This window comes from Neisseria sp. P0018.S001 (assembly GCF_051957355.1).
Taxonomy (GTDB): Bacteria; Pseudomonadota; Gammaproteobacteria; order Burkholderiales; family Neisseriaceae; genus Neisseria; species Neisseria subflava_A.
In genome coordinates this window covers 111,224-136,435 of record NZ_JBQCWN010000004.1, presented here as the reverse complement: position 1 = coordinate 136,435, position 25,212 = coordinate 111,224, and the positions used below count along the sequence as shown (strand labels likewise).

The 25,212-nt window shown below is 48.5% G+C and carries 23 protein-coding genes and 3 tRNA genes; 15 read left to right on the top strand and 11 right to left on the bottom strand.

Annotation, left to right across the window (positions count from 1 at the left end; all coding sequences use genetic code 11):
- Window positions 1-126 precede the first annotated feature (126 nt).
- The 3 genes from ACTHTJ_RS04320 to ACTHTJ_RS04310 all read right to left on the bottom strand — a co-directional run bounded on the left by ACTHTJ_RS04320 (window position 127) and on the right by ACTHTJ_RS04310 (window position 490).
- A tRNA-Ser gene (locus tag ACTHTJ_RS04320) sits at window positions 127-217 on the bottom strand.
- A 61-nt stretch (window positions 218-278) separates the two neighbouring features.
- Window positions 279-365, bottom strand: a tRNA-Leu gene (locus tag ACTHTJ_RS04315).
- Between the two features lie 38 nt (window positions 366-403).
- Window positions 404-490: transfer RNA gene (locus ACTHTJ_RS04310), tRNA-Leu, on the bottom strand.
- 94 nt (window positions 491-584) lie between these two features.
- Here ACTHTJ_RS04310 and rnr point away from each other — a divergent pair.
- From rnr to recR, 4 genes are all read left to right on the top strand, one after another.
- Window positions 585-3,065 (top strand): ribonuclease R, encoded by a 2,481-nt coding sequence (gene rnr, locus ACTHTJ_RS04305; protein WP_440360783.1) that lies wholly within the window; start codon window positions 585-587, stop codon window positions 3,063-3,065.
- 81 nt (window positions 3,066-3,146) lie between these two features.
- Window positions 3,147-3,494 (top strand): ArsC family reductase, encoded by a 348-nt coding sequence (locus tag ACTHTJ_RS04300; protein WP_070585426.1) that lies wholly within the window; start codon window positions 3,147-3,149, stop codon window positions 3,492-3,494.
- 145 nt (window positions 3,495-3,639) lie between these two features.
- A complete protein-coding gene (locus tag ACTHTJ_RS04295; protein ID WP_070585424.1) occupies window positions 3,640-5,493 on the top strand; it encodes a SurA N-terminal domain-containing protein in 1,854 nt (617 codons plus the stop codon).
- Between the two features lie 82 nt (window positions 5,494-5,575).
- Window positions 5,576-6,181, top strand: a complete 606-nt coding sequence (gene recR / locus ACTHTJ_RS04290) for a recombination mediator RecR (RefSeq protein WP_003679078.1) — start codon at window positions 5,576-5,578, stop codon at window positions 6,179-6,181.
- A gap of 62 nt (window positions 6,182-6,243) precedes the next feature.
- Here recR and ACTHTJ_RS04285 read toward each other — a convergent pair whose 3' ends face one another.
- Window positions 6,244-6,531, bottom strand: coding sequence for a hypothetical protein (locus ACTHTJ_RS04285; protein ID WP_003683377.1), 288 nt, complete (start codon window positions 6,529-6,531; stop codon window positions 6,244-6,246).
- Between the two features lie 214 nt (window positions 6,532-6,745).
- On the opposite strand from ACTHTJ_RS04285, the gene ACTHTJ_RS04280 reads away from it, so the two are divergent.
- The 4 genes from ACTHTJ_RS04280 (at window position 6,746) to ACTHTJ_RS04265 (ending at window position 11,864) form a co-directional block, all read left to right on the top strand.
- Entirely contained in the window at window positions 6,746-7,996 is a 1,251-nt protein-coding gene (locus ACTHTJ_RS04280; RefSeq protein ID WP_070585422.1) for a lipoprotein-releasing ABC transporter permease subunit, read from the top strand.
- Window positions 7,989-8,672, top strand: a complete 684-nt coding sequence (lolD, locus tag ACTHTJ_RS04275) for a lipoprotein-releasing ABC transporter ATP-binding protein LolD (protein WP_003683651.1) — start codon at window positions 7,989-7,991, stop codon at window positions 8,670-8,672. Before ACTHTJ_RS04280 ends, lolD begins: the two co-directional genes overlap by 8 nt.
- Window positions 8,673-8,804: 132 nt before the next feature.
- Window positions 8,805-10,568 (top strand): exodeoxyribonuclease V subunit alpha, encoded by a 1,764-nt coding sequence (gene recD / locus ACTHTJ_RS04270; RefSeq protein WP_070585420.1) that lies wholly within the window; start codon window positions 8,805-8,807, stop codon window positions 10,566-10,568.
- 96 nt (window positions 10,569-10,664) lie between these two features.
- On the top strand, window positions 10,665-11,864 hold the full coding sequence (locus ACTHTJ_RS04265) for a hypothetical protein (protein WP_070585418.1): 1,200 nt from the start codon (window positions 10,665-10,667) through the stop codon (window positions 11,862-11,864).
- A 93-nt stretch (window positions 11,865-11,957) separates the two neighbouring features.
- Here the strand turns inward: ACTHTJ_RS04265 and ACTHTJ_RS04260 are convergent, their stop codons facing one another.
- Window positions 11,958-12,359 carry an RNA-binding S4 domain-containing protein gene (locus tag ACTHTJ_RS04260; protein ID WP_003679090.1) on the bottom strand — a complete coding sequence of 134 codons (402 nt, stop codon included), beginning with the start codon at window positions 12,357-12,359 and terminating at the stop codon, window positions 11,958-11,960.
- Between the two features lie 204 nt (window positions 12,360-12,563).
- On the opposite strand from ACTHTJ_RS04260, the gene ACTHTJ_RS04255 reads away from it, so the two are divergent.
- The 6 genes from ACTHTJ_RS04255 (at window position 12,564) to ACTHTJ_RS04230 (ending at window position 17,915) form a co-directional block, all read left to right on the top strand.
- The gene (locus ACTHTJ_RS04255; RefSeq protein WP_049333774.1) at window positions 12,564-13,523 is read left to right on the top strand and encodes an acetyl-CoA carboxylase carboxyltransferase subunit alpha; all 960 of its coding nucleotides are present in this window, start codon (window positions 12,564-12,566) and stop codon (window positions 13,521-13,523) included.
- A 91-nt stretch (window positions 13,524-13,614) separates the two neighbouring features.
- Complete coding sequence (tilS, locus tag ACTHTJ_RS04250; protein ID WP_070585413.1) at window positions 13,615-14,970, top strand: tRNA lysidine(34) synthetase TilS; 1,356 nt, start codon at window positions 13,615-13,617, stop codon at window positions 14,968-14,970.
- 187 nt (window positions 14,971-15,157) lie between these two features.
- A complete protein-coding gene (gene rpoE, locus ACTHTJ_RS04245; RefSeq protein WP_036493687.1) occupies window positions 15,158-15,757 on the top strand; it encodes an RNA polymerase sigma factor RpoE in 600 nt (199 codons plus the stop codon).
- Between the two features lie 5 nt (window positions 15,758-15,762).
- Window positions 15,763-16,311 carry a sigma-E factor negative regulatory protein gene (locus tag ACTHTJ_RS04240; RefSeq protein WP_107769390.1) on the top strand — a complete coding sequence of 183 codons (549 nt, stop codon included), beginning with the start codon at window positions 15,763-15,765 and terminating at the stop codon, window positions 16,309-16,311.
- 118 nt (window positions 16,312-16,429) lie between these two features.
- Entirely contained in the window at window positions 16,430-17,221 is a 792-nt protein-coding gene (locus ACTHTJ_RS04235; protein ID WP_070585513.1) for a TrmH family RNA methyltransferase, read from the top strand.
- Between the two features lie 34 nt (window positions 17,222-17,255).
- The gene (locus tag ACTHTJ_RS04230) at window positions 17,256-17,915 is read left to right on the top strand and encodes a YecA family protein (RefSeq protein ID WP_070585408.1); all 660 of its coding nucleotides are present in this window, start codon (window positions 17,256-17,258) and stop codon (window positions 17,913-17,915) included.
- A gap of 61 nt (window positions 17,916-17,976) precedes the next feature.
- Here ACTHTJ_RS04230 and ACTHTJ_RS04225 read toward each other — a convergent pair whose 3' ends face one another.
- The 4 genes from ACTHTJ_RS04225 to ACTHTJ_RS04210 form a co-directional block, all read right to left on the bottom strand.
- Window positions 17,977-18,465 carry a DUF456 domain-containing protein gene (locus ACTHTJ_RS04225; protein WP_063075298.1) on the bottom strand — a complete coding sequence of 163 codons (489 nt, stop codon included), beginning with the start codon at window positions 18,463-18,465 and terminating at the stop codon, window positions 17,977-17,979.
- 143 nt (window positions 18,466-18,608) lie between these two features.
- The gene (locus tag ACTHTJ_RS04220; RefSeq protein ID WP_070585405.1) at window positions 18,609-19,844 is read right to left on the bottom strand and encodes an MFS transporter; all 1,236 of its coding nucleotides are present in this window, start codon (window positions 19,842-19,844) and stop codon (window positions 18,609-18,611) included.
- 100 nt (window positions 19,845-19,944) lie between these two features.
- Window positions 19,945-20,343 carry an extensin gene (locus ACTHTJ_RS04215; RefSeq protein WP_070585403.1) on the bottom strand — a complete coding sequence of 133 codons (399 nt, stop codon included), beginning with the start codon at window positions 20,341-20,343 and terminating at the stop codon, window positions 19,945-19,947.
- Window positions 20,344-20,589: 246 nt separating this feature from the next.
- Window positions 20,590-22,629, bottom strand: a complete 2,040-nt coding sequence (locus ACTHTJ_RS04210) for a TonB-dependent receptor (protein ID WP_440362659.1) — start codon at window positions 22,627-22,629, stop codon at window positions 20,590-20,592.
- Window positions 22,630-23,025: 396 nt separating this feature from the next.
- Here ACTHTJ_RS04210 and ACTHTJ_RS04205 point away from each other — a divergent pair, with 396 nt between their 5' ends.
- A complete protein-coding gene (locus ACTHTJ_RS04205; protein WP_070585400.1) occupies window positions 23,026-23,646 on the top strand; it encodes a TetR/AcrR family transcriptional regulator in 621 nt (206 codons plus the stop codon).
- 90 nt (window positions 23,647-23,736) lie between these two features.
- Here the strand turns inward: ACTHTJ_RS04205 and ttcA are convergent, their stop codons facing one another.
- Both ttcA and ACTHTJ_RS04195 read right to left on the bottom strand, forming a co-directional pair.
- Window positions 23,737-24,696, bottom strand: a complete 960-nt coding sequence (gene ttcA, locus ACTHTJ_RS04200; RefSeq protein ID WP_003746908.1) for a tRNA 2-thiocytidine(32) synthetase TtcA — start codon at window positions 24,694-24,696, stop codon at window positions 23,737-23,739.
- A 128-nt stretch (window positions 24,697-24,824) separates the two neighbouring features.
- The gene (locus ACTHTJ_RS04195) at window positions 24,825-25,178 is read right to left on the bottom strand and encodes a RidA family protein (protein ID WP_070585397.1); all 354 of its coding nucleotides are present in this window, start codon (window positions 25,176-25,178) and stop codon (window positions 24,825-24,827) included.
- Window positions 25,179-25,212: the final 34 nt, after the last annotated feature.

Here is a 25,212-nt window from a genome sequence, read left to right as displayed (position 1 = left end):
TTTAGTATAAGATAAGAATGAGTGGCAGGTTTATGATTAGAGGGTAATAGAAATAAAAGTGTGGTGTAATATTTTTAAGAAGGGCGGATATGAAAAAAGACACCGTTAGCTGGTGTCTTTAGTATCTGGCAGAGAGGAAGGGATTCGAACCCTCGATACGCTATTCACGTATACACGCTTTCCAGGCGTGCGACTTAAACCACTCATCCACCTCTCTGTGGACTATTATCCTAACTTGTTATCAGAATAATGTAAAACTTGACTGATTGATTTATCAGTGGTGCCCAGGAGAAGACTCGAACTTCCACACCCGTGAGGATACTAGCACCTGAAGCTAGCGCGTCTACCAATTCCGCCACCTGGGCAATTTAAATTTTCTTAAGCAAAGAAGCACCAAATTATTTGGTGCCCAGGAGAAGACTCGAACTTCCACGCCCGTGAGGACACTAGCACCTGAAGCTAGCGCGTCTACCAATTCCGCCACCTGGGCTTTGCTTTATTCTTCAATTTAAGGTAGAGTTGACTACCTGAACTGCGAAGAAGCAGCTATTATATATTTTAAAAAAAGAATGTCAACTATCAAAATGAACAAAAATACTAAATCTTTAAATTTACGAGAAAAAGACCCGTATTTGGAGCGGGAGAAACAACGTTACTCTCATCCGTTGCCCAGCCGTGAGTGGGTCATTGAATTATTGGAACAAAAAGGTGTGCCGACAAAAATCGAAGCTTTGGCACATGAATTGTCGATTACAGAAGATGAATATGAATTCTTCGAACGCCGTCTGAAAGCGATGGCGCGCGATGGTCAGGTGTTGATCAATCGACGTGGCGCGGTATGTGCGGCAGAAAAATTGGCATTGGTTAAATGCCGTGTCGAAGCGCATAAAGACGGTTTTGGTTTTGCCGTGCCGCTAACGCCGACAGGCGAGGGCGATTTCGTTTTGTATGAGCGTCAAATGCGCGGTGTAATGCACGGGGATATTGTTACCGTTCGTCCTGCCGGTATCGACCGCAGAGGCCGTCGTGAAGGTACGGTTTTGGATGTAGTGGAGCGTGCGCAGTCTAAAGTGGTCGGCCGTTTTTATATGGATCGCGGCGTGGCCATTTTGGAGGCCGAAGACAAGCGTTTGAGCCAAAGTATCGTACTGGAACCTGAAAGCGTGGCGCACTTTAAACCGCAATCCGGCCAGGTGATTGTGGCTGAAATTGAGACGTATCCTGAAGCGCATCGTCCTGCTGTGGCTAAGCTGATTGAAGTGTTGGGCGATTATGCCGACAGCGGTATGGAAATCGAAATTGCTGTACGCAAGCACCATTTGCCTCATCAATTCAGCGAAGCATGTGTCAAAGCCGCGAAGAAAATTCCCGATCATGTGCGTAAAACCGACTTGAAAGGACGCGTGGACTTACGCGATTTGCCTCTGGTAACCATTGATGGAGAAACTGCGCGGGACTTTGACGATGCGGTTTTTGCTGAAAAAGTCGGCCGCAATTACCGTTTGGTGGTGGCAATTGCCGATGTCAGCCATTATGTCCGTCCTGATGACGGAATTGATGTAGATGCTCAGGAACGCAGTACCAGCGTGTATTTCCCACGCCGTGTGATTCCGATGCTGCCGGAGAAGTTGTCCAACGGCATCTGCTCGCTCAATCCTGATGTCGAACGCCTGTGTATGGTGTGCGATATGGTGATTACTTATGCCGGCAATATCAAGGAATACCGCTTCTATCCGGCAGTAATGCGTTCGCATGCGCGACTGACTTACAATCAGGTCTGGGATTGGATTTCAGACGGCCAGGATCATCCGTTTAAGCAGCAAATCGATACTCTGTATCAGTTATTTAAAATCTTGCAGAAAAAACGTTTCGAGCGTGGCGCGGTTGAGTTTGAGAGCGTTGAGACTCAGATGATTTTTGACGACAACGGTAAAATCGACAAGATCGTTCCAGTCGTCCGCAACGATGCGCACAAATTGATTGAAGAATGTATGTTGGCGGCGAATGTTTGCGCGGCAGAATTTTTGCTGAAAAACAAACATACGGCTTTATTCCGCAATCACTTGGGTCCGACTCCCGAAAAACTGGCCACTTTACGCGAGCAGCTTGGTTTACTGGGGCTGAGTTTGGGGGGCGGCGATAATCCGACGCCGAAAGACTATGCTGCGCTTGCCGAGCAATTTAAAAACCGTCCGGACGCGGAGTTGTTGCAAGTGATGATGTTGCGTTCTATGCAGCAGGCGGTTTATGAGCCGCATTGCGACGGTCACTTTGGTCTGGCTTATAGCGCATATGCACACTTTACTTCGCCTATCCGTCGTTATCCCGATTTGACAGTACATCGTGCCATTAAGGCGGTGTTGAACGGACAAACTTACCAACCCAATAAAACCTGGGAGGCTTTGGGCGTGCATACCTCTTTCTGTGAGCGCCGAGCCGATGATGCCAGCCGCGATGTGGAAAACTGGCTGAAAACTTATTATATGCGCGACAAAGTCGGTGAAGTCTTCAGTGGCAAGATTTCGGGCATGACCAGTTTCGGTATTTTTGTAACCTTGGACGATATTCATATCGACGGCTTGGTACATATCAGTGATTTGGGAGAGGATTATTTCAACTTCCGTCCTGAAATTATGGCGATTGAGGGCGAACGCAGCGGTGTCCGTTTCAATATGGGCGATACGGTCACTGTAAAAGTCGCGCGTGCCGATTTAGATACCAGCAAGATTGATTTGACCTTAATCAGCGGCGGTTCAGTCGGTAAGAAACGCGGAGGTAGAAAAGCAAAACCTGTGAGTAAGCCGATAGCTGTTGACAAGTCTGTCGAAAAGCGTAAGCGTAAACTGTCGGCTAAAGAAATTGATGAAGCGTTGGCTGCTCCCATGAAGGCAAAGAAGAGCAAGGTGAAAAGTAAACCTGCCTCCAAGCCCGCTAAGCCAAGCAAACCTAAAGCTGCAGGCAAGAAAAAAGTGCAGGCGAAAACAGCTTCCGTCAAAGCCGGGCATAAAAATAACGCGCAAGGCAAAAGTGTGAAGATTAAAGTGAAGAAAGTTGCTAAGAAATAAGTGGCATTCAATTCAGGCCATTTGAAAAGTTTCAGACGGCCTGAATTTGTGATTTTATGAATAAAACTAAGGATAAATAAGATGATAAAACTATACGGTATTCCCAATTGCGATACGGTTAAAAAAGCGCGCAGTTGGTTGGCGGAAAACGGCATCGAGTTTGAGTTTGTAGATTTTAAGAAAAACGCCCCGACTGCCGAATTGATTGATGGCTGGCTGGAGCAGGCGGCTTTGGAAATTTTGCTCAATAAAAGAGGTACGACTTGGCGCAAGTTGGATAAAGATGCGCAAGAATCTGCCGCCACAAAAGAAGGGGCGATTGCTTTAATGGTGGAAAATCCCAGCATCATCAAGCGGCCTGTATTGGTCAAAGAAGGACAGGTTCATGTCGGATTTTCAGTAGAAGCGTATCAGGAAATTTTCGGATAAGGCATTTTTAGGTTTTTAGGCCGTCTGAAAAAGCAAGCCTTGAAAAAATACGTTACAATACGCGCTTTGAGCCTGTTTTCAGGATTTTAAGATTTTTGCGGCAGCATTTTCCGGCTGCCACGCCAAACTTTTCTTTCGGATAAATATGTTCCATATTGTTGAAAAATATAAAACACCCGCCCAGATTGTTTTAGGTATCATCGGTTTGACCTTTATCGGATTCGGTGCCAATAATTTGTCTTCGCCGGGTTCTGATTACATTGTCAAAGTCGGGGATGAGAAGGTCAGCGAGCATGCTTTACAGATTGCGATACAAAATGAGCAGGCTGCCGGCAATAATGCGCCTTCGCGTGATGCGATATTCCAATCTTTATTGCAAAGAGCTTACCTGAAGCAGGGTGCCAAGCTGATGGGCATTGCTGTGTCTCAGGAACAAATTAAGCAAGTTATCGTGGATGATCCGAATTTCCATGATGCTGCCGGTAAATTCAGTCAGGATTTGCTCAAGAAGTATTTGGATCAGCGCAAAATGACCGAAGATCAGTTTGTTGAAGATATCCGCGAACAGTTCCAATTGCAAAATCTGTTGAATTTGGTGCAAAACGGTGCGTTGGTCAGCGATGCGCAAGCGCGTCAGTTGATTAACCTGACTCAAGCAACACGTACCATCCGTTCATTTACGTTCAGCCCTGAAGCATTTGCAGCACAAGTAAAAGTAGATGATGCGGCTTTGCAAAAGTATTATGAAGCGCATAAGAAAGATTACTTGATTCCTCAAGCCGTTAAGCTGGAATATGTGGCTTTGAACATTAAGGATTTGGCTGACAAGCAAACCGTCAGCGCAGAAGAAGTACAAAAAGCTTACGACAGCAAAAGCATAGATTTGTCGCCAAGAGCCGAAATTGCGCATATTTTCATTCCGGTTATGCCTAACGGAGATGAAGCAAGCAATGCAGAAATTAAAGCCGAAGTGGACAAAATGGCTGCGGAGCTTAAAGCACATCCGGATTCGTTTGCCGAACTGGCGGCCAAGTACTCCAAAGACTTGTCCAGCAGCAACAAAGGCGGCAACTTGGGCTATCTGAGCAAAAGCGGCGGCAGCGGCTTCGGGCCAGAGTTTGATAAAGCGGCATTTGCATTGGGCAAAGGCGAAGTCAGCGATACCGTTAAATCATCTTTGGGTTATCACGTCATTAAAGTTTTGAATGTCGAAGCTGAACCGACTTTAGAACAAGCCAAAGCGCGTATCGAAGCAGCCTTGAAACTGAAAAAAGCAGCTTCTGCCTTTAATGCAGCTAAAGAAAAACTGGGTGAAGATACCTTCAATGATCCATCTTCTTTGGCAAAAGCAGCCGCCAATTCAGGCTTGAAAGTGGAAAGCCTGGATGAATGGGTGACCAAAGCGGGCGCGAAGGAAGCCGGCTTGCCTGAAGCATTGATTAATGCCGCGTTTAGTGATGATGTACTGAAGAAAAAACACAATTCTGAAGTGATCGCCATCAATAACGAAACCGTTTGGGTCATTCGTGCGAAAGAAGTGCGCGAAGAGAAAATTGCACCATTTGCGGAAGTCAAAGATACTGTCCGTGCAGCATATCTGCGCTCCGAAGCCGCCAAACTGGCAGAGAAAAAAGCCCAGGAAACTTTGGCCGCATTGAAAGCCGGTAAAGCTGCCGATATTCAATGGTCGCCTGTTTCTCAATTGAGCGCACAAGATGCACGTAAAACCATGTCTCCGGAGGCTTATGCAGCTTTGCTGAAAGCGCGTCCTGTCGGCGGCAAACCTGCGTATACATTGTTGGAAGGTATGCCTGCGCCGGTGATTATGGAAGTTCAGAGCGTTTCTGCTCCTGAAAATGCCGATTCACAGATTCCGGCTGCTAAACAGGCTTTGGTTCAGCAGCTTTCTGCCAATGTGTTCGATAATTTACTCCAGTATTTGGGTAAGAAAATCGATCGTAAGCAAGGTGCACAGCAAGTTAATAATGCTGCCGAATAAGCAGAGTATTTGAGTAGGGCAGCCGGATGAATTCCGGCTGTTTTCTTATTTTTAGCTATCTTTTAAAAGGCCGTCTGAAATCATGAGTAAAAATCCTGATGCCTTTGTCCGCTTGATTAATGCATTAAAAATCCTGCCTAATGTCGGCCCGAAATCCGCTCAACGCATGGCTTACCAGCTTTTACAGTACAAACGCGAAGAAGCGCAGGAGTTGGTGGATGCTTTGCAGTTTGCTTTGAGACAGGTGCAGCATTGTCGGATGTGTAATACATTTTGCGAAGGCGATTTGTGTGAAATTTGTGCGGACGAAAAACGTGAGAAAAGCCGTCTGATGATTGTGCATATGCCGGCAGATGTCTCCAGTATGGAAGCGGCCAATTGCCATGATGGCCTGTATTTTGTTTTGATGGGGCAAGTCAGTCCGGCTCAGGGCATGGATATTTCGGCAGTGGCATTAGATAAGCTGGTTGCCCGTTTGCAGGCGAGTGATATTGAGGAAATTATCATTGCAACCAACTTCACGGCCGAAGGCGACGCGACAGCGTATGTATTGGCAGAATTGTTTAAAAATCTTCCTTATAAAGTCAGCCGATTGGCGAGGGGAATCCCTTTGGGCGGCGAGATGGAATATGTGGATGCCGGTACTTTGGCACAGGCTGTTTACGACAGAAGAAATATCCAATCTTAAATGGCAATATAAAAAGGCCGTCTGAAAGTCTTTCAGACGGCCTTTTCATTGATTAAATCAGATTATTTGCAGCTGACGCCTTGAATTTGAGGCGTATCGCCGTTGCCGACTTTAAATGCGCATTTGGTTGCGCTGCTGCCGGATACGGTAACAACACCGTTTCCGCTGTTGAGGCTGACAGGTTCTTTTACGCCCATACCGACAGCAGTGGCTGCCAGTTTTTGAACATCGGCATCGGAGTAAGCGGTATTGTTTGAACTGATTTTGATTTCTTTGGCGGCATATGCATTGAAGCTGAATGACAAACCTACAGCTACGGATACGAGGGCCAAGAATTTTTTGCTGTTCATTAGTGTATTTCCTTTTTGATGGTGACAAAGTGTGTCACAGCTTCAGAATAAGGGCGATTGGTAGATTGTGCAAGTTTTTCGGCGGAATTTACGGGAAGATACATGGTTTTACATACACTTTATCCCTGAATGCTACATCAGTCGGGCAATCGGACGACCTGTCGGTTTTACGGTACAATAAGCCTTTTTTGACAAACGAATGAGGCATTTTTGAATGGCTTCTTTAGAAACTTGGATAGGCCTGCGCTATCTGCGTGCGAAAAAACGCAATGGCTTTATGTCATTTATTACCATGATTTCAATCGCCGGTATCGCCTTGGGCGTAACGGCACTGATTGTGGTGCTATCAGTGATGAACGGATTTCAGAAAGAGATACGCGGTCAATTGTTGAATGTTGCACCTCATGCGGAAATCGGCTATTACGATGTCGGCAGTGCGCCGGGTTGGCAGAATTTGCGCGAATTTGTAAAAGGCAAAAAAGAAGTATTGGCCAGCGCGCCTTATGTTTCCGATCAAGCTTTGCTTGCCAATGCCGGAGAAGTACGCGGTGTACAGATACGCGGTATCTTGCCGTCTGAAGAAAAAAATGTCGTTGATTACGGCAAGGATATGCCGGCCGGCAGTTTTGACGATTTGAAGCCGGGAGAATTTGATATTATTTTAGGCCAAGGGCTGGCTGAGGCATTGGGTACGGAGCTTGGCGGTAAAGTTACTGTGATTACGCCGGAGGGAAATGTTACTCCTGCCGGCGTAGTGCCACGCTTGAAGCAGTTTAATGTAGTCGGTGTGGTAAAAACAGGTGTTTATGAAGTCGATAACACATTGGCCATGACGCATATCAAGGATGCGCAAGTCTTGTATCGACTGGGAGAAAATGTCGGTGGGTTGCGTTTGCGATTGGCTGATCCTCAGAATGCGCCGTCTTTTATTGCCAAGTTGATTCCTGATGCTAAAAAAGATGAAGTATGGGTGCGTGACTGGACGTTTAATAACCGCAGCTATTTTGAAGCCGTTGAGTTGGAAAAACGCATGATGTTCATCATTTTGACGCTGATTATCGCAGTTGCTACGTTTAACCTCGTCTCGTCTTTGGTAATGGCAGTAACGGAAAAACAAGCCGATATTGCGATTCTGCGCACGTTGGGTTTGTCTCCGGGTGGCGTCATGAAGATTTTCTTGGTGCAGGGCGCATTTGCGGGATTCTTCGGTACGCTTGTAGGCGTGGTATGCGGTGTATTGCTGGGTTGGAATGTCGGCAAGATTGTCGCGTTTTTTGAAGACCTGTTTGGCGTGCATTTGATTAATTCACAGGTTTATTTCATCGATTACCTGCCTAGTGATGTGAACTTGAAGGATGTTGCCGTTATTGCCTGCATTTCGCTTGGTTTGGCATTTATTGCCACACTGTATCCGAGCTGGCGTGCAGCAAAAACCCAACCTGCGGAGGCTTTGCGTTATGAGTAAGACAATTTTGAAATGTACTGGCGTTGGCAAAAGCTATAATGACGGCGCATTGAATGTACAAGTGTTGAATCATTTAGATTTTGAAGTTGCCGAAGCGGAAAGCGTGAGTATTATTGGTTCGTCAGGCAGCGGTAAATCTACGTTGCTGCACCTTCTTGGTGGCTTGGATATGCCGTCTGAAGGCAAGGTAATACTGATGGATCAGGATTTGGGCGGTTTGAGCCAAAAACAGTTAGGCGAATTGCGCAACCGTTATTTGGGCTTTGTGTATCAGTTCCACCATCTATTGCCTGAGTTTTCTGCGTTGGAAAATGTCATGATGCCGCTTTTAATCGGCAAAATGCCCAAGGCGATGGCTGAGGAGAAGGCTGTCAAGATGCTGAAAAAGGTTGGCTTGGACAAGCGTATGCTGCATCGTCCGAGCGAACTTTCCGGCGGTGAGCGTCAGCGTGCGGCGATTGCCCGTGCTTTGGTTAATGAGCCGAAATGCCTGTTGGCAGATGAGCCGACGGGGAACCTTGACCGTAAAAATGCGCAAAATGTGTTGGACATGATGCTGGATTTGAAACGCGAATTAAACACCAGCCTGATTGTGGTGACCCATGATGACGAGCTGGCTGAGCGTTTCGACCGGGTAATGACCATGAAAGACGGCAGCCTGCAAGTGCTGCAATAAGGTTATTATTTCAGGCAAATATTTTATGCTTTGAAAGGTATAATAGAGGCCGTCTGAAAAATAGGTTTTCATTTATGGAAACGCTGTTTTTCAGACGGCCTTTCTTTTTTCCGTATCAATCAATTCTGAGCCATGAATCCGACCGACTCTATCCTTTCCTCTGCCGCAGATGCGGCCATAGCGTTTTTCCGCCGCCACGAAGTACAGGGTGCATCCGTTATTGAGCCTTATGTGGTTCGACTGTTTGCAGCCTTGCAAAACGGGCATTCATTTATTTACTTGGATAAAGCGGATGTTGATGTCTTAAGCAACTTACCGAACTTGGTCGGTAATGCGGATAAACCGCTTATTCTACAAGGCCGGAAATTGTTTTTGGGGCGGATGTGGCAGTTGGAGCATGATTTGGCTGTTGAAATAAAACGGCTGGCCAGTGCCGAGGCGGAAGAAGTGAATTTCATGGCGGCTTCAAAAAGCCTGAGCGATTGGTTTGATACTAAAGACAGTAAAGAGCAACGGGATGCTGCGGCTTTGGCTTTGCTGCAAAACTTTATGCTGATTACCGGCGGGCCGGGTACGGGTAAGACGACGACCGTAGCAAAGCTTTTGGGTCTGATTTGCAATAACAGTACGAAGCTGCCCCGTATCGCTTTGGCGGCGCCGACAGGCAAAGCGGCTGCGCATATGGCACGGGCCTTACAGCGTGCTTTGGACGGTTTTGATTTGTCCTCAAGTATTAAAGCGCATTTGGAAAACTTGGAAGGGCAGACCGTCCATCGATTATTGAAATTGAGGCCGCCGCAAATGCGTCCTGCGTTTAATCATGAATATCCGCTTGCTTTGGATGTTTTGGTGGTGGATGAGGCTTCGATGTTGGATTTGCCGCTGGTGTTGGATTTATTGCGTGCCGTGCCGACTGGCTGTCGTCTGGTGTTGCTTGGCGATGAAAACCAGTTGCCGTCGGTTGGCTTGGGAGCCGTATTGGCGGCATTGTCGCGTCCGACGACTTTGGATAAAGAAACCGCTGAGAAGTTGGAAGTGTACCTGCCTGATCATGGCTTTGAGATAAAAGGGCAGCCACAGGCTTTATCGCAAAACAATGCCAAATTGACGTTCAGCCACCGTTTTGGTGCAGACAGCGGTATCGGCTGTTTGGCAAGGGCAGTGGTGTCCGGGAAAAAGCAAACTGCGGTCGAACAGTTTGACAAGTTCCCCAAAGAATTGGAAATGAAATCAGGCCGTCTGAAAGAGCAGGTTGCCTTGCTGTATCAAAAGCAACAGGATTATTGGCAGGCTGTGGAAGAGAATAATGTTGCACTTGCCTATGGTCATGCGGCCGATGTGGTGGTATTGGCGGCTTGGCGGCAGGATGCGGATGATTTGAATCAGGCTTATCAAGAATACTTGCAACGACAAGGCAAGGTTTCGGGCGAAACGCCTTGGTTTGCTGGACAAATCATCATGATTACCCACAATGATTACATGCTGGAAGTGTTTAACGGCGACATCGGGCTAATTATGAAAGATGAAGAATCGTTGAATGGCTTGTCTGCCTATTTTCCTGAGAAAGATGGATTCAAAAAAATTGCTATCAGCCGTTTGCCCGATTTTGAATCGGCTTTTGCCATGACGGTGCATAAGAGCCAAGGTTCGGAATATCGGGAAGTATGGCTATTGCCCCCGTCAGTGCCTGCAACGACGGAAAGTGAAGAGGAAGCCCGAGGTTTGGATAAGGATCTGCTTTACACAGCCATTACCCGTGCGCGTGAACGTTTTGTGTTTTGGGGAAATGCGGAGGAATTGTGTCAGGCTGTGGGATGCCATCAAAAACGCAGGACGGCATTGGCCGATGCCTTGGAATGGCAGTTTGAACAGCTTGATGAGCAGGATTCTGTTTGACTTGAATCAAGAGGCCGTCTGAAAGAGGATAAAGCGTTTAAATCTGCTTGACTGATTACACTAATTTACATACGATAAAAATAATTAGTAAATAAAATGAATAATTTATACGAAATTCATAATTTTGTACGCTTTATCGAATACTTCACTTTCAATACCTTCTTTTGGAGAGTCGGCATGAAATTTCAAACCAAACTGATTGTAACCTGTATTTTATTGGCTTCATCGTCTTATTCTTTGGCAGAGAATGCTGATGGCGGACGTGATGCGGCGGCTTTGGCCACCACCAACGATTATGTCAATTCCGGCAGTATTATTCGAAAAGACGACGATAAAATCAGTATTTTCAATGACTTGTTGACTGTAAATGGTGGCTTGCGCGTACGTGCGGATACCAAAGACATCAATGCCAATAACAGCGGCATTAATCCGACGCCTGAAGATACCAATGCCAACTTTAATGCGGAGTTTTGGTTGCGCGCGAAACTGTACAAAGACTGGAAATTGGTTGCACAAATCGAGCCGAATATCGATTTGGAAACCGGTAAATTCAATGGCGATCATGATGTGCCGGTGAATAAACTGTATGCCGAAGGCACTTTATACAACAACATTAAAGCGCGTGTCGGTAAATTTGGTGCGTTTTCTTCATACGGCCGCGTATGGGATACCGAAGTAACCGGCGGCGAAATCTTCTTCGACAATAAAACCCTGCCTACCAAAATCTATGCGGGCCGCCGTACTGGCAATCTGAACGACAACGCATGGGGCATTGGCGGCCGCCGCAGACATTTTGCCGCGGTTCAAAGCATGTTGCCTGTGAATGAGAATATTAACGTCGGCGCAACCGTCAGCTACATGAAAGACATCGATGTACGCGGTGTGAAGAAAAATGCGGTCTTCGGCGAAATCGGTACGGACATCAAATTTAATGACGATTGGCATTGGATGGCTGCAGTCAGCAAGTCCAATATCAAAGCATATAATGATGCCGGACAAAAAATTAAAAATGATGGCGTGTTCACTGAAGTGCGCTATAAATCAGCCGATTGGAACGTCCGCAATTCTTACGACGTATTCTTGAACTACCGCCGTGTCGGTTCGTTGTCCGGTGTCTCTTCTGTTGAGGATTACAGCAAAAACGTCCAAGGCGTGCAAATCGGTGCGACCTATATTCCTTGGAAAAACTGGAAACTTAAAGGCTTCTATTTGGCCGGCAAACAGGTTACGCCTACCGTCGGCAGAGATAAGCAGGACGTAAACGTTATTCGTGGTCAGTTAGAATATAAATTTTAATCATCACAAATAAAAAACAGGCAGGATGTCCTGCCTGTTTTTGGTTTTCAGACGGCATGGATATGGGGCCGTCTGAAACAATGGATTCAACGCTTACCAGCTATCGCGCTTCATACGGTCAAGCTGGCGGCGGTCGCGTTTGGTTGGGCGTCCGTCCGGATAAGCGGCACTGATGCGGCTGGCCTGGTCGAGCTGTTTTTGAGCTTCGCGTTCGGCAGCCGTTTTCATGTCTTCTTCGTAGAGTAAACGCGCTTCCGGTGCCGGGCGGCGTTGATGATTGAGCGCGGCAACTTTGAATTTGTAGGGTAGGGAGTTCAAAGTCATGTCGATGGTGTCGCCGGCAGAGATATTTTTGCTGTTTTTCACCTTTGAGCCGTTTACCAAAACCCTGCCCAGCTCAATATGTTTTTGTGCCAGCGCGCGGGTCTTGAAAAAGCGCGCGGCCCACAGCCATTTGTCCAAGCGCATGGACGAATTGTCATGATCGTTTTTCATAGCCTGTTTGAAATGATTGAACTGAATTGAAGTTTATCATAAGATACGGCACTTCATTCGTTTAGTGCAGATATACTATTTCTTTGTTAAAGGCCGTCTGAAAGATTTTTTATTGCAAAAGATGGCAGTTTCCCTTTGAGAAATGCTGTCAAATACGTCTGATTAGCGTATCATGTCAGCAACCGTTACCGAGAGCTTTGTTTTATGAAACCCGTTTTTTTGGACTTCGAACAACCCATCGCCGAATTAACCAATAAAATCGACGAGTTGCGATTCGTACAAGATGAATCTGCCGTTGATATTTCCGACGAGATTGCCAGACTGCAAAAGAAAAGCAGCGAGTTGACCAAGTCGATTTTCAGCAAGCTGACTCCGGCTCAAATTTCACAAGTGTCCCGCCATCCGCAGCGTCCTTATACTTTGGACTACATCAACGGTATTTTTACCGATTTTGAAGAGTTACACGGCGACCGCCATTATTCTGACGATCATGCCATTGTCGGCGGTTTGGCGCGTTTCAACGGCCAAAGCGTGATGGTTATCGGTCATCAAAAAGGCCGCGATACCAAAGAAAAAATCCGCCGCAATTTCGGTATGCCGCGTCCTGAGGGTTACCGTAAAGCACTGCGCTTGATGCAGACTGCCGAAAAATTCAATATTCCGGTCATGACCTTTGTCGATACCCCGGGCGCGTATCCGGGCATTGGAGCAGAAGAACGCGGCCAGTCTGAAGCCATCGGCCGTAATTTGTACGAACTGACCCGCTTGCATGTGCCGGTATTGTGCACCATCATTGGCGAAGGTGGTTCAGGTGGTGCGTTGGCAGTGGCTGTCGGTGACTACGTCAATATGCTGCAATACTCGACTTATTCGGTGATTTCTCCCGAAGGTTGCGCCTCTATTCTTTGGAAAACTGCTGAAAAAGCAGCAGATGCTGCACAAGCTTTGGGTATTACCGCCAAACGTCTGCAAGAGTTGGATGTCATCGATAAAGTAATTGATGAACCTTTGGGTGGCGCACACCGTGATTTTGAAACCACGATGAAAAACGTCAAAACCGTTTTGGAACAGCAATTAAGCGAAGCGCAAAGCATGACCATGCCTGACTTGCTTTCTCGCCGTTTCGACCGCATCATGGCTTACGGTAAATTTACCGATAAATAAGTTTGATTGTTGAAAAAGCAAGCAGATGGCGCCACTGCTTGCTTTTTTTGTGTTCTATTTTTGAGTAACTCACAATTTCAGGCCGTCTGAAATGTCGCAAGTATTCCCTGATTTCCTATTTAAAAGTTTTCAAGCAGCTTTTCCTAATTTGCCGAGCCATACTGTTGTTGAAGTTGGCTTGAGTGGCGGATTGGATTCTGTCGTCCTGCTGCATCTTTTGCATCGGATGCGCGAATTTCGCCATTTTGATTTGCGTACCGTCCATGTTAATCATGGTTTAAGCACCAATGCTGACACTTGGGCTAAATTTTGTCAGGATTATTGTCGGGGTTTGAATGTTGTTTTGCGAGTGTGTCGTGTCAATGTGGAAAAACAAGGAAAAGGTTTGGAAGCGGCGGCTAGGGCTGCACGATATCAGGCATTTTCAGACGGCCTGAGGAAAATTATTGTTTTGGCCCACCACCGCAATGATCAAATCGAAACATTTATGCTGTCGGCTGTACGTGGGGGTGGATTGCGCGGTATGGCGGCCATGCCGGTATGGCGTGATTTAAATGAAGAGGTTCAAATTTGGCGACCGCTTTTGGCATTTTCCCGTCAGGAACTGGCTGAGTATGCGCAACAATGGGGATTATCTTTTGTTGAAGACGAAAGTAATGAAGACTCCGGCTATTTACGCAATTGGATGAGAAATCAGGCTTTGCCGCAATGGCAGCAGCGTATTCCGAATTTTGAACAGCAAATTTGTGCCAATGTTCGATTATTGCAGGAAGATTTGCAGCTTTTAGATGAATTGATTGAGTCTGAATACCAGCGCATCAGTCCAAACGGCATATTCAGCATCAGTCTGTGGCGGCAATGTACGCCGCTTTTGCGTCGTCGTTTGCTTTGGTATTTTTTGCGAAAGCAAACGGAATCATTGCCTTCTTATCACAGTATTGTCGATTTTGCCCGAGTGTTGGAAACCGCAGATCAGGCGCAGTTGAATTTGTCAGACGGGGAACTGGTCGCATATCGGGACAAGCTGTTTGTTTGTCAGGAAAGTGAGTTTCAAAACCTTCCTTGGTGTAATGGCAGGGAAGTTCGAGGCCGTCTGAAAGATATTTTGTTGGAAAATGGTTTCGTTTTATTACCGTTTAAGGGAGGTTTGTCAGAAGAGGAGTTGGAGAGGCCGGCGGTACTTCGAAGTGTGGTCAAAGGTGATGTGATTCATTCGGGACAGAGGGAAAAATCAGTCGAAAAACTATTGCAAGAGTGTCATATTGTGCCATTTGTCCGTAAATATTGGCCGATTATCCTAAGTATGGGCAACAATTGCCTTGCTGTTGTTAATCTTCGGGTGGGAAGCGATGTTCGAATGGAACAAGGTTATTTACCTGTTCATGAAAAGTTAGCCAAATATATAGCAAAAAATAAAGGGGTTGACTCTAAGTTTAGTAACTATTAGTAATTAAACTACTTTTATTAAGTCCATGTATATCAAGAAATATAGTCAATGTTAGAGTATCTGTACGAATAAACTTTAGCAATTGAGTGTAATCTCGTGGAACTATTTCAAAGCGTTGCTGTCTTTACTGTGCACAGCACGCTTTACTATTTTTGGTTTAAAGCAGTAAAACGATTAAAGGTTGAATATGAACGATCGCCAAATAGATCAAGTTTTGGTGGAGCGCGCACAGAAAGGTGACCATAAGGCATTCGAGATGCTGATGTCCAAGTATCAGCGTCGGCTAAACAGACTGATTTCCCGTTTTATTCAGGACGAGCACGAAGTACACGATGTAACCCAAGAGGCAATGATTAGGGCTTATCGTGCATTGGCAAATTTTCGTGGAGAAAGTGCATTTTATACATGGCTGTACCGTATCGGTATCAATACGGCAAAGAATTTCCTGACCACTTCGGGTCGTCAGTTTTTTGTCAGCTCGGAAGCAGCCAATGAGGAGGGAGATGTTCTTGATTTAACCGATCAGATTGCGGATTACCATACGCCGGAAGCTGAAATGATGAATCGGGAAATCTTGCAGACCGTCGAAGCAAGCATTGCGCAACTGCCAGACGATATGCGTCAAGCCATTACGCTTAGGGAAATGGATGGCTTGTCTTACGAAGAAATAGCTCGGGTAGTGGATTGTCCGATAGGTACTGTACGTTCGCGTATTTTCAGAGCGCGTGAACTGATTGCAAAAGATTTGCGGCCGCTGTTGGATACTTCTGAAGATCAAAGGTGGTAATAAAAATGAACGACAAAACAAATAAAGCATTGGAGTATGTGTCTGCATTGATGGACGGTGAAGCATTGACTGATGAGATGCTGGATGCCGTATTGGCAGACGAGGAAGCTATGCGCGCTTGGCATGAGTACCACATTATCGGCGACTGTATCCGTCAGGGTGCGGCGGCGAGTGTTGCCGGTGAAGCCATGCAAAGCAAAGCATTTACAGTGCCTCAAGCCGAAGCTAAAGGCAAACAGGAAAAATATGCTCAGCGTGAAGCGGCTAATAGCGGCTTCTTCAAATTCTTCGCGGCTGCTGCCAGCGTGTGTGCGATTGCTGTTGCTGTATGGCAATTTACACCGCAAACTTCTCGTGACGCTATGCCGGTTGCAGAGAAGTCTAATGCTCAGCATGCCCAAAATATCATTCCGGTAAGCGGTACGCCTGTTGATAAAGCAGCTTCCGAGCCTGGTGAGACTGTTGTGCCGAATGCGGCAAAAGACGGTAAACTTGAAAGCCGTCCAACTGTTCGTACCGAGCAGCAAAATGAGCAGCAGACTGTTGTGCAGTAAAAAATGAAATCATGTAAAACCCTTGCTTTATTGCAAGGGTTTTTTATTTCCGAAGCAAAACCGTCAGGCCGTCTGAAAGCATAGCTTCAACGAAGTCAAAACAGTTATAATGCGTTCCATGAAACTGATTACCTCTGCTCAAAACGAACAGCTCAAACATTTATTTCGTCTGTTAACGCAAGTCAAAGCAAGGCGCGAAAGCGGTGAAACCGTATTGGAAGGCGTACATCTGCTGCAAACTTATTTGCAAAGCGGCGGTATGCCCAAACAGGTTTATCTGCCTGAAAAGAAACAGCAACATCCTGAAATTCAAGAGATTGTGGCGCAGTTGGACGAAGGGTTGATTACATGGGTTGGTAACGAAGCACTGTCTAAAATCACCAGTCTGACCGATGCCGATGATGTGATGACTTGGATTGATATTCCGCAGCAGGCAGGTTTACCTTCAGACGGCGATTGTGTGGTATTGGAGCGGGTACAAGACCCCGGTAATGCAGGCACAATTTTGCGCAGCGCGGCGGCAGCCGGAGTCAGGCAAATTGTGTGCAGCAATGATTCCGTGGATATCTGGTCGCCTAAAGTGTTGCGAGCGGGGATGGGCGCGCATTTTCTGTTGTCTATTTTCAGTCGAGTGGAATTATCCGCTTGGATGGAAACGTATCAGCATCAAATTTGGGCAACTGCCTTGGGCGGTCGCAATATCGGTTTGTATGAAATGGACCTTAGTCAACCTTGCGCTTGGGTGTTTGGCAACGAAGGTAGCGGTGTGAGCGAAACGGTAAAAGAGAAGGCCGATGCCTGTGTCAAAATTCCTATGTTGGGGCAAACCGAATCCTTGAATGTCGCGATGGCGGCGACGGTTTGTCTGTTTGAACAAATGCGGCAGCGTATCCATGCCCAGGCCGTCTGAAAACAATAATACGATTTTATTTTAAGGAACAAAAATGCAAATACTGACTTTTGATGAAGCGGCACGCAGCCGGTTGATGGAATTGCTGGATGCCAAATCCGAAGCCCACAACACCATGCGTTGTGATGAGGTTCAAGGTTTTATGATGGCTTTATTGAGCGGTCCGGATGCTTTGAACCCGACCAACTGGCTGCCTGAGATTTTGGGTGAAGAATCTTTGTTTGATGCTAAAGAGCGCACCGAAATCGAGCGTTTGGTAATGGCAATGGCCGCTGATATGCGCATGAAGTTCAACGAGAAGATTTTGCCTGATTTGTGGTTTTATGAAGATGAAGCCGGCAATCCGGATTTCTACACTTGGTGTAACGCTTATCTTTACGCACTGGATATTGTGCCTACCGATTGGTTTGAAGCAGTCGATCAGGAAGAGTTTGAAGATTTGTTCTATCCGATTATGGCTTTGGGTGGTATCTATGACGATGGGGAAAACGGCGAAGTCATCTTGCATCTGAATGAAAAAGAGCTGACCCAGCTGGAATCTGATTTGCCGCATGTCCTGCTTGATATTTACTGGTACTGGCAGGCCATCATCAATAAGCCGCAAACCATACGCCGTGAAGGCGAAAAAGTGGGGCGCAACGATCCTTGCCCGTGTGGCAGCGGTAAAAAGTATAAAGCCTGCTGCGGCAAATAAACAATGAAATAAAAAGGCCGTCTGAATGCTTGAAATTCAGACGGCCTTTAATGTTTTTTGTTTAGAAGAATGAGGCTAACCAAACAAACAGGATGGTCAGTGCGATGGTCAAGGCGCAGCCGATTTTGGCCACGGTACCGATGATAAAGCCGATAAACGTACCGATACCGACTTTGCCTGCCTGCCAAGTGTCTTTGCGTGCGATAAATTCGCCGATGGCCGCTCCGGTCAACGGGCCGAGCAACAAGCCGGGAATAGAGAAGAATGCGCCGACGATGCCGCCGATAAATGCACCCCAAACCGCGGTTTTACTTGCTCCGGTATATTTTGCACCCAATGCCCCTGCCACATAGTCCATCGCAGTGCCGAATACGGCAACGATGGCCAAAAAGGTCAGCGTACCCGAGCCAAACACTTGATAATCGCCGGCATAACCCAACAGCCATGCACCACCAAACATCAAACCCAATCCGGGTAAGGCAGGATAAATAGTGCCTAAAATACCGACAACAATGGCGATCAAGCCGAGAACGATGAGAACAGCAGTCATGAGGTTCCTTTTGAATTTAAGAGTGTAATAACGGCAGTATTATGGGCACGTTTTGTTATATTTTCATGAGAGATTGTGCAATAAAATGAAAAATTATCCGGAGGCGCGCCCAATTAAAATCGATGGATAAATATCTGAACGAATTATTGTGAATCATGCTCTGAATGATTGAATAAATTTCTATTCAAATATAAAAGCAGGCCTATCAATACGGCTAAGTACACTGCAACCCAATACGCATCTGTATAACCAATAGCCTTTGCCAGCCGTAGGGCGGCGAAACCGGCCGCGTAACTGCCGAGCAGGACGACGGAAAATTGCAGGCTGCTGTCGAGTGCGGCGGTGGCGCGGTCTGATTTGTCCATCACCAACGCCAGTATCACCGGCAGCAGCAGCGTGTAGCTCAGGCTCAGGGCGATGATTTGCGCGGGTGGCAGCCAAGGATGGATGCGGGCGAGCGCATCGATGGCGGTCATGGACGCCAAAAGCGGCAGTTGCAGCGCGTAGAGCAGGAACACGAGTTTGCGGCGCGGATAATTGCGCGAAAACCAACCCGACAGCGGCGTCACAATCAGGCAGGCAACAGGAATACCTACCGCCAAAATTCCGCCCGTCTGCTTCGGGGTGAAGTCCAAATCCGCCAGTTTGGGTACAAAAGTTGCCGCCATAAACGCATACGGTGCGGCAACGGCAAACAGCAAAACCAGCCACCGCCAGCCTGTTTCAGGTTGCTGCCAAAAACAAACCAGCCGTGCTGCCAACGCCGTCCAATTGCCTTGCGCAGTCGGACTTTCCGGCTCGCGGTAGTATAAGAGTTGCAGCAACATCAGCAGGCTGAACGCCAGCATAAAGCCGGCCGCCGCCGTCTGTCCGTATTCCTGATACAGCCACAATACCAGCGCGCCGCCGATCATCTTGCCGCCGCGTGCCGCCATTGTTTGAATCACGCCACCGAAGCCGCGTTCGCGGTGCGGCAGGACGATGCACGACAAGCCCAGCATCGCGCAGCCGTACACTGCCGACATTGCTGAGAGCAAAACGCAGCAGGCCAGAAGTAGCGGGAAGTTCTGCGTGATGTCGGTACAGGCCATCAACCCGAACACCGCCGAAAGCCCCAGCGTCGCCGTCAGCAGCCAGCCGCGAAACCGTCCGAACTGCCCCGCCGGCCGCCGTTCCATCAGCGCGGCAAACAATACCTTCGCCGCTTCGATTCCGCCGATCAAATGAATCCAGCTCAGTTGGTTCAGGCTGTAACCGTGGTTTTTCAGAATAGCGACCAGCGCGACCAGATAAAAACCGGTCAGCGTGAATTTGTAAGTGCTGCCGCCGATAAGCAGTAGCCAGTCGCGTGAGTTTGGGGAAGTCTGATTGTCGGACATCACATGATTCTTTTGAAGATGAGGCAAATAAAGGGACAAGGCCGTCTGAACATATTGGGTGGCAATACTTGATTTGTATTTAAATAGGTTTAGTATCTTTTCAGACGGCCTTCAATGCTTCTTCTGCGCGAAGCAGGGCGGTTGTTTCATCTGCTTCGACGATGTAGTTCACGCCCAGCGCGGGGCCGAGTTTGGACGATTGTTCGCGGAAGAACGCTAGTTGCGCCGCGTCGGGTTCGATGAGGAGCATGGCGGCGCAGCGTTCGGACAGTTGAGGCCGATGTGCCTTTATCCATTCGATGTAGGTTTTGCGGTCGGCAATGCGCTGTTCGTCGCTCACCTGCCGCCGCATCGGGGTGCAGACGGTGGCGAAGCGGCGGTTTTGGTTTAACAGGGTTTCGAATTCGGCCAGCCAGTCGGAAAAGTCGGCGACGTGGGTCAGGTCGGTCAGGTAGATGGTGCCTTCGGGCAGGGTTTTGGTGGGGGTGAAGTAGTGCATGGGATTCCTTTGGGTGTTTTGGGGGTTGGGCGCAGGTTGGATATTGTTGATGATTAGACTTCTTGTGCCGTCATTCCCGCGCAGGTGGGAATCCAGACCCATCCGCACAGAAACTTATCGGATAAAGAAGTGCCTTCGAGTATCCATTCTGGATTCCCGCCTGCGCGGGAATGACGGAAACGGTAGGTTGGGCATAAATGTCCGAACTACGTTTTTTTCAGACGACCTCCATCATTTCAGCTCCGTCTAAAACTTCCATTCTGCACTCACGCCTACGCTTCTGGGGCGTTGGTAGAGCGCGTCTTGGCGGTCGGCGCTGGAAATGAATATGGGGCGGCGGCGGTTGAACACGTTGTCGGCGTAGAGCGAGACGCGGCCTTGTTTGAAGTTGTAGGCGGTGTAGAGGTTGACTTGGTTGTATGCGCCGATTTTGCCTGATTCAGCATTGTCGGCGGCGGAGTAGTAGCCGCCGTAGAAGCGCACGTCGCCGCCGGCTTCCCAGCCTTTGTCGTTCAGGTATTTCACGCCGATGTTGGCGGTGTATTTGGGCGCGCGGCCGAGTTTGTTGCCTTCGATACCGCTGTCGGGATAGCTTTTGATTTTGGTGTTGAGCAGCCCCAGTCCGGTGGTGAGTTTCAGGCTGTCGGTCGCCTGCCAGTCGGCGGCAAGTTCTGCGCCGTAGGTGTGGACTTTTTTGGCGTTGCGGATGACGACGGAGTTGGTACCGAGATAGAAGGGAAGCTGCATGTCGCGGTAGTGGTTCAGGAACAGGTTGCCGGTGAGTTGCAGGCGGCGGTCTGCACTGCGCCAGCGGGTGTACCACTCGTAGTTGTTCACATATTCGGGTTCATAAGTGTAGGTTACGACGGGGCGGCCGAAGGTGATGCCTGCGCCGCCAGGGTTGTAGCCGCGTGCAGCTTTGATGCCGCTGACCCATTGGTCGGTGGGTTTGAAGGCGATATCGATTTTGGGCAGGAACACGGTCTGGCCTTTGTCTAAATCAAGGTGCAGCGCGCCGCTGCCGCCGCTTCGTTTGTGCGTTTCTTTTTCAATGCGGGCGGCGGCTGTGATGTCCCATTTTTCGCTGGGGCTGTATGTGGTTTCGGCAAACAGGGCGCGCACGCTGTCGCGGTCGTCAAAGGTGTTGCGGCCGCCGACGCTGCGGATATCTACCCATTCGTCTTGTTTGCTGCGGAAGTAGTGCAGCCCGGCAAGGCCTTTCAGACGGCCTTTGTTTGAAAAATGCAATACCGGCTCCCATTGCAGCTCGTGGCCTTTGAGTTCGGCGGGTACGCCTTGCGGGCTGACGGTCATCGGCAGATGCAGCCGCTCGTTGTGGTAGCGGCCGTAAACCAGTTTGTTTTCCAGTTTCAGATAGTCGTTAAGCTGCCACGATACGTCCCAGATGCCTGATGTCGAGCCGGTTACGAACACGGGCTTTTCTTTTAAAAAACGGCGGCTGGCGGTGTTGCCCATGATTTCGTTTTGCGGCGCGCGCGAACGGATGTGGTTCAGCGTCAGGCGGCTGTAAAAATTGGGGTGGTTTTCGGGCGTGAGCAGGAGTTTGAAGCGCACGTTGTTGTTTTCCACGCGTCGCGGGTTGCCGGTCGGTTCGTAGGACACGAACGGCTCATAGCTTTCGCGCTGCTGCCGCTCCGCGCTCAAGCGGAAGGCAAGATTGTTTTTCACAATCGGGCCGGACACTACGCCGGCGATGTTGCACGTTTTCTGGTTGCCCAAGCGCAGCGCGCCCTCCCATTCGTCGGTCGGGTCTTTGGAACGCATCACCACCGCGCCCGCCACCGCGTTCTGCCCGCGCACATGGCTTTGCGGCCCGCGCAAGACTTCCACCTGCTGCATGTCCCACAGCGACTGCATGCCGAAGGCGTATTCGTTGTAAGTGGCAGAGCGGCCGTCTATGGACAGGTTCAGGCGCGGCCGAGTGCCTGCGAAAAATGCCACCGCGCCGACGGCGGGGCCTGAGCCGTCAACGCCGCGCACGGTCGGCAAATCGTTGCCGCTGCCCAAGTCCACCGTGTTCACGGTTTGTTTGAGCAGGTCGGTCGCGGAAAGATTGTGGCCGCTGCGGTCGATGTTGGGCGTAGTGAAAACGCGGTTGGAGGTGGAGGTTTCAAAGCCGCTGCGGTTGGTGCGTTCGCCGGTGACGACGACTTCTTCCAACTGCACCTGTTCCGCGTCTTGCGCCGCATCGGCGGCATAAATCCATTCGGAAGCAAAGGTGGCGGCAAGCAGCAGCGGCAGGCGGCGGAGGGTAGGTTTCTGCATTTCCTTATCCTTTCAGACGACATACGTCGGGGCGGATTGAACATCAGACAATCCAACCGCTCCATCAGTATGCAAATATTTGTTGTTTACACATTTACATAAAACAAACTATTAATGTAAAGTATAAGAAACAAAAAACAGGAATGCAAGTGTTTATCATTCACTTTACATCCCTCTTATCTTGTGAATCGTCCAAAAAAATCCCTCTCCTATTTTGGGGAGAAGGTTGGAGGAGGGAGATTCTGTAATCTTCATGAATTTGGCCTGCCAAGCATCCGACAGTCCTCATCCGTAGGGCGGAGCGGAGGGACAAGGAAAGAGGTCGTCTGAAAGCCGTTATATTGCCATTGCCGCCGTGGGGAAATATGATGAGTATCCGACTTGCGGATAACTTTAATGAACCTCCTTTATAAACAAAATCAAAACCTTCCTACCGTCATGACTGCCAGCAAACAACAAACCATCATTGACACCGCCCACCGCCTGTTCCGCGAACACGGCTTTTCCGCCGTATCTGTAGGCGGAATCTGCGCCGAGGCTGCCGTCAGCCGCGTTACCTTTTACAAATATTACAGCGGTAAAAACGCACTCTTGCAGGAAATTGTTACCGAGCAGAAAAACTGCGTCCGTGCCGAATTTGAAAATCTGCTTGCACGGCAATGCAGCCTGCGCGAAGCCGCCGAGGCTGTGTTTGCCCTGCAAAAACAATCGTTTGAAGAACTTTATTCCGCCGCTTTCCTTCGCGACATCGAAGAGAACACCGATTTGGAGCTGGAGCGGTTTTTCCACGAATTGAACGAAGAAAAATACGCTTTTATGCGCGGATTCTTCCATACTCTGCAGCAACGCCGCCTGATTCAGCCTGATTTGCCTGTGGAACTCATCGATCTGTTCATCCGACAGGCGGATATATTGATGCGCCACCCGCAACTGGCCGCGCTTTATGCCGCTGCGCCGCAAAAGCTGCCGCAAGACGTATTGGGATTGCTGTTGCACGGTTTGTCAGGGAAAGAATAGATAAAAAAGAATAGAAAAATTTCAAATATGAATATTCAGACGGCCTTTCGGTAAATAGCTACCGAAAGGCCGTCTGAAAATTAAATGGAATTATAAACCGCAGGTTTTAGGTTTGTTTGCCAGAATATTGATGACTTTGCGTTCGGCTTTTTGCGGCTCGATTTTGATTTCGCTTTCATCTTCTTCGCTGCCGTCGGAGAAACGTTCCGGCATTTTTTCGCTGTCAAACGCTAAGTCGCCACCATGTTTCAGGTTTTGACCGCGTTCCAAGCCGACAAAGTCGAAGAGTTCGGTATCGGCCAAATGTGATGGAACGACGTTTTGCAGGGCGGAGAACATCGATTCGATACGGCCGGGGAAGCGTTTGTCCCAATCGCGCAGCATATCGCCGATGACTTGGCGTTGCAGGTTAGGCTGAGAGCCGCAGAGGTTGCATGGAATAATTGGGAATTGTTTCAGCTCGGCATATTTGATCAAGTCCTTCTCTTTGACATACGCCAGAGGACGGATGACGATGTGTTCGCCGTTGTCGCTTACCAGTTTGGGCGGCATGGCTTTGAGTTTGCCGCCGTAAAACATATTCAGGAACATGGTGGCAAGGATGTCGTCGCGGTGGTGTCCCAAGGCGATTTTGGTGCAGCCCAATTCTTTTGCGGTGCGGTAGAGGATGCCGCGGCGCAGGCGGCTGCACAGCGAACAAGTCGTTTTGCCTTCGTCCAATACGCGCTTGACGGTGGAATAAGTGTCTTCTTCAACGATTTTGTAGGGAACGCCGATGCTTTCGAGATAGGTCGGCAATACTTCTTCAGGGAAGCCCGGCTGCTTTTGGTCGAGATTGACGGCGACCAGTTCAAAATCAATCGGCGCACTGGCTTGAAGCTGGCGCAGAATGTCTAACAGGGCGTAACTGTCTTTGCCGCCTGAGAGGCAGACCATGATTTTGTCGCCCGGTTCGATCATGTTGAAATCGTTAATGGCATCGCCGACGGCATGGCGCAGGCGTTTGCTGAGTTTGTTGTTTTCTAATTCTTGCTTGGTTTTTTTGGACATGGCTGTTTGTGCTTTGAAATAATAGAAAAATTTAAGGGCGGTATTGTACCGCAAAAGAATAAAGGCCGTCTGAAAAACTGCGCTTGCTTGGTTGAAGCGGCGTTTTCAGACGGCCTGATATTTGTGCTTTATTTGATTTGAAGGGCGGTAATTTTGATTTCAACCTTCCAGTCGGGCGAAGCCAGTTTCGCCTCCACGCAGGTACGAGCCGGAGCGCGTTCAGGGGCTGTCCATGCGTCCCAGGCTTCGTTCATGGCGGCGTAGTCATTCATATCGGGCAGATAGATGGTAGCCTCCAAAATATGGGCTTTGTCGGATTGGCATTGTGCGAGCCATGAATCGATTTGCGCCAAAACGTTTTCAGTTTGCGCTTTGGCGTCGGCTTCAGGATTTTCGGGAACCATGCCGGAGAGGAAAACCAAGCCGTTGGCTACGACGGCTTCTGAATAGCGTTTGCTTGCACCAAGATAGCGGATGTCCATGTTGTCTCCTGATTTCAAAAAGAAGGTATGGTAA

Coding starts and splice junctions, on each gene's coding strand:
- ACTHTJ_RS04295 (WP_070585424.1), top strand. CDS start 3,640: ATGTTCCATATTGTTGAAAAATATAAAACACCCGCCCAGATTGTTTTA.
- rnr (WP_440360783.1), top strand. CDS start 585: ATGAACAAAAATACTAAATCTTTAAATTTACGAGAAAAAGACCCGTAT.
- ACTHTJ_RS04260 (WP_003679090.1), bottom strand. CDS start 12,359: ATGAAAAACGATCATGACAATTCGTCCATGCGCTTGGACAAATGGCTG.
- ACTHTJ_RS04240 (WP_107769390.1), top strand. CDS start 15,763: ATGAACGACAAAACAAATAAAGCATTGGAGTATGTGTCTGCATTGATG.
- ACTHTJ_RS04230 (WP_070585408.1), top strand. CDS start 17,256: ATGCAAATACTGACTTTTGATGAAGCGGCACGCAGCCGGTTGATGGAA.
- ACTHTJ_RS04285 (WP_003683377.1), bottom strand. CDS start 6,531: ATGAACAGCAAAAAATTCTTGGCCCTCGTATCCGTAGCTGTAGGTTTG.
- ACTHTJ_RS04265 (WP_070585418.1), top strand. CDS start 10,665: ATGAATAATTTATACGAAATTCATAATTTTGTACGCTTTATCGAATAC.
- recR (WP_003679078.1), top strand. CDS start 5,576: ATGAGTAAAAATCCTGATGCCTTTGTCCGCTTGATTAATGCATTAAAA.
- ACTHTJ_RS04280 (WP_070585422.1), top strand. CDS start 6,746: ATGGCTTCTTTAGAAACTTGGATAGGCCTGCGCTATCTGCGTGCGAAA.
- rpoE (WP_036493687.1), top strand. CDS start 15,158: ATGAACGATCGCCAAATAGATCAAGTTTTGGTGGAGCGCGCACAGAAA.
- ACTHTJ_RS04225 (WP_063075298.1), bottom strand. CDS start 18,465: ATGACTGCTGTTCTCATCGTTCTCGGCTTGATCGCCATTGTTGTCGGT.
- ACTHTJ_RS04235 (WP_070585513.1), top strand. CDS start 16,430: ATGAAACTGATTACCTCTGCTCAAAACGAACAGCTCAAACATTTATTT.
- ACTHTJ_RS04205 (WP_070585400.1), top strand. CDS start 23,026: ATGAACCTCCTTTATAAACAAAATCAAAACCTTCCTACCGTCATGACT.
- ACTHTJ_RS04220 (WP_070585405.1), bottom strand. CDS start 19,844: ATGTCCGACAATCAGACTTCCCCAAACTCACGCGACTGGCTACTGCTT.
- ACTHTJ_RS04255 (WP_049333774.1), top strand. CDS start 12,564: ATGAAACCCGTTTTTTTGGACTTCGAACAACCCATCGCCGAATTAACC.
- lolD (WP_003683651.1), top strand. CDS start 7,989: ATGAGTAAGACAATTTTGAAATGTACTGGCGTTGGCAAAAGCTATAAT.
- recD (WP_070585420.1), top strand. CDS start 8,805: ATGAATCCGACCGACTCTATCCTTTCCTCTGCCGCAGATGCGGCCATA.
- ACTHTJ_RS04300 (WP_070585426.1), top strand. CDS start 3,147: ATGATAAAACTATACGGTATTCCCAATTGCGATACGGTTAAAAAAGCG.
- ACTHTJ_RS04215 (WP_070585403.1), bottom strand. CDS start 20,343: ATGCACTACTTCACCCCCACCAAAACCCTGCCCGAAGGCACCATCTAC.
- ACTHTJ_RS04195 (WP_070585397.1), bottom strand. CDS start 25,178: ATGGACATCCGCTATCTTGGTGCAAGCAAACGCTATTCAGAAGCCGTC.
- tilS (WP_070585413.1), top strand. CDS start 13,615: ATGTCGCAAGTATTCCCTGATTTCCTATTTAAAAGTTTTCAAGCAGCT.
- ACTHTJ_RS04210 (WP_440362659.1), bottom strand. CDS start 22,629: ATGCAGAAACCTACCCTCCGCCGCCTGCCGCTGCTGCTTGCCGCCACC.
- ttcA (WP_003746908.1), bottom strand. CDS start 24,696: ATGTCCAAAAAAACCAAGCAAGAATTAGAAAACAACAAACTCAGCAAA.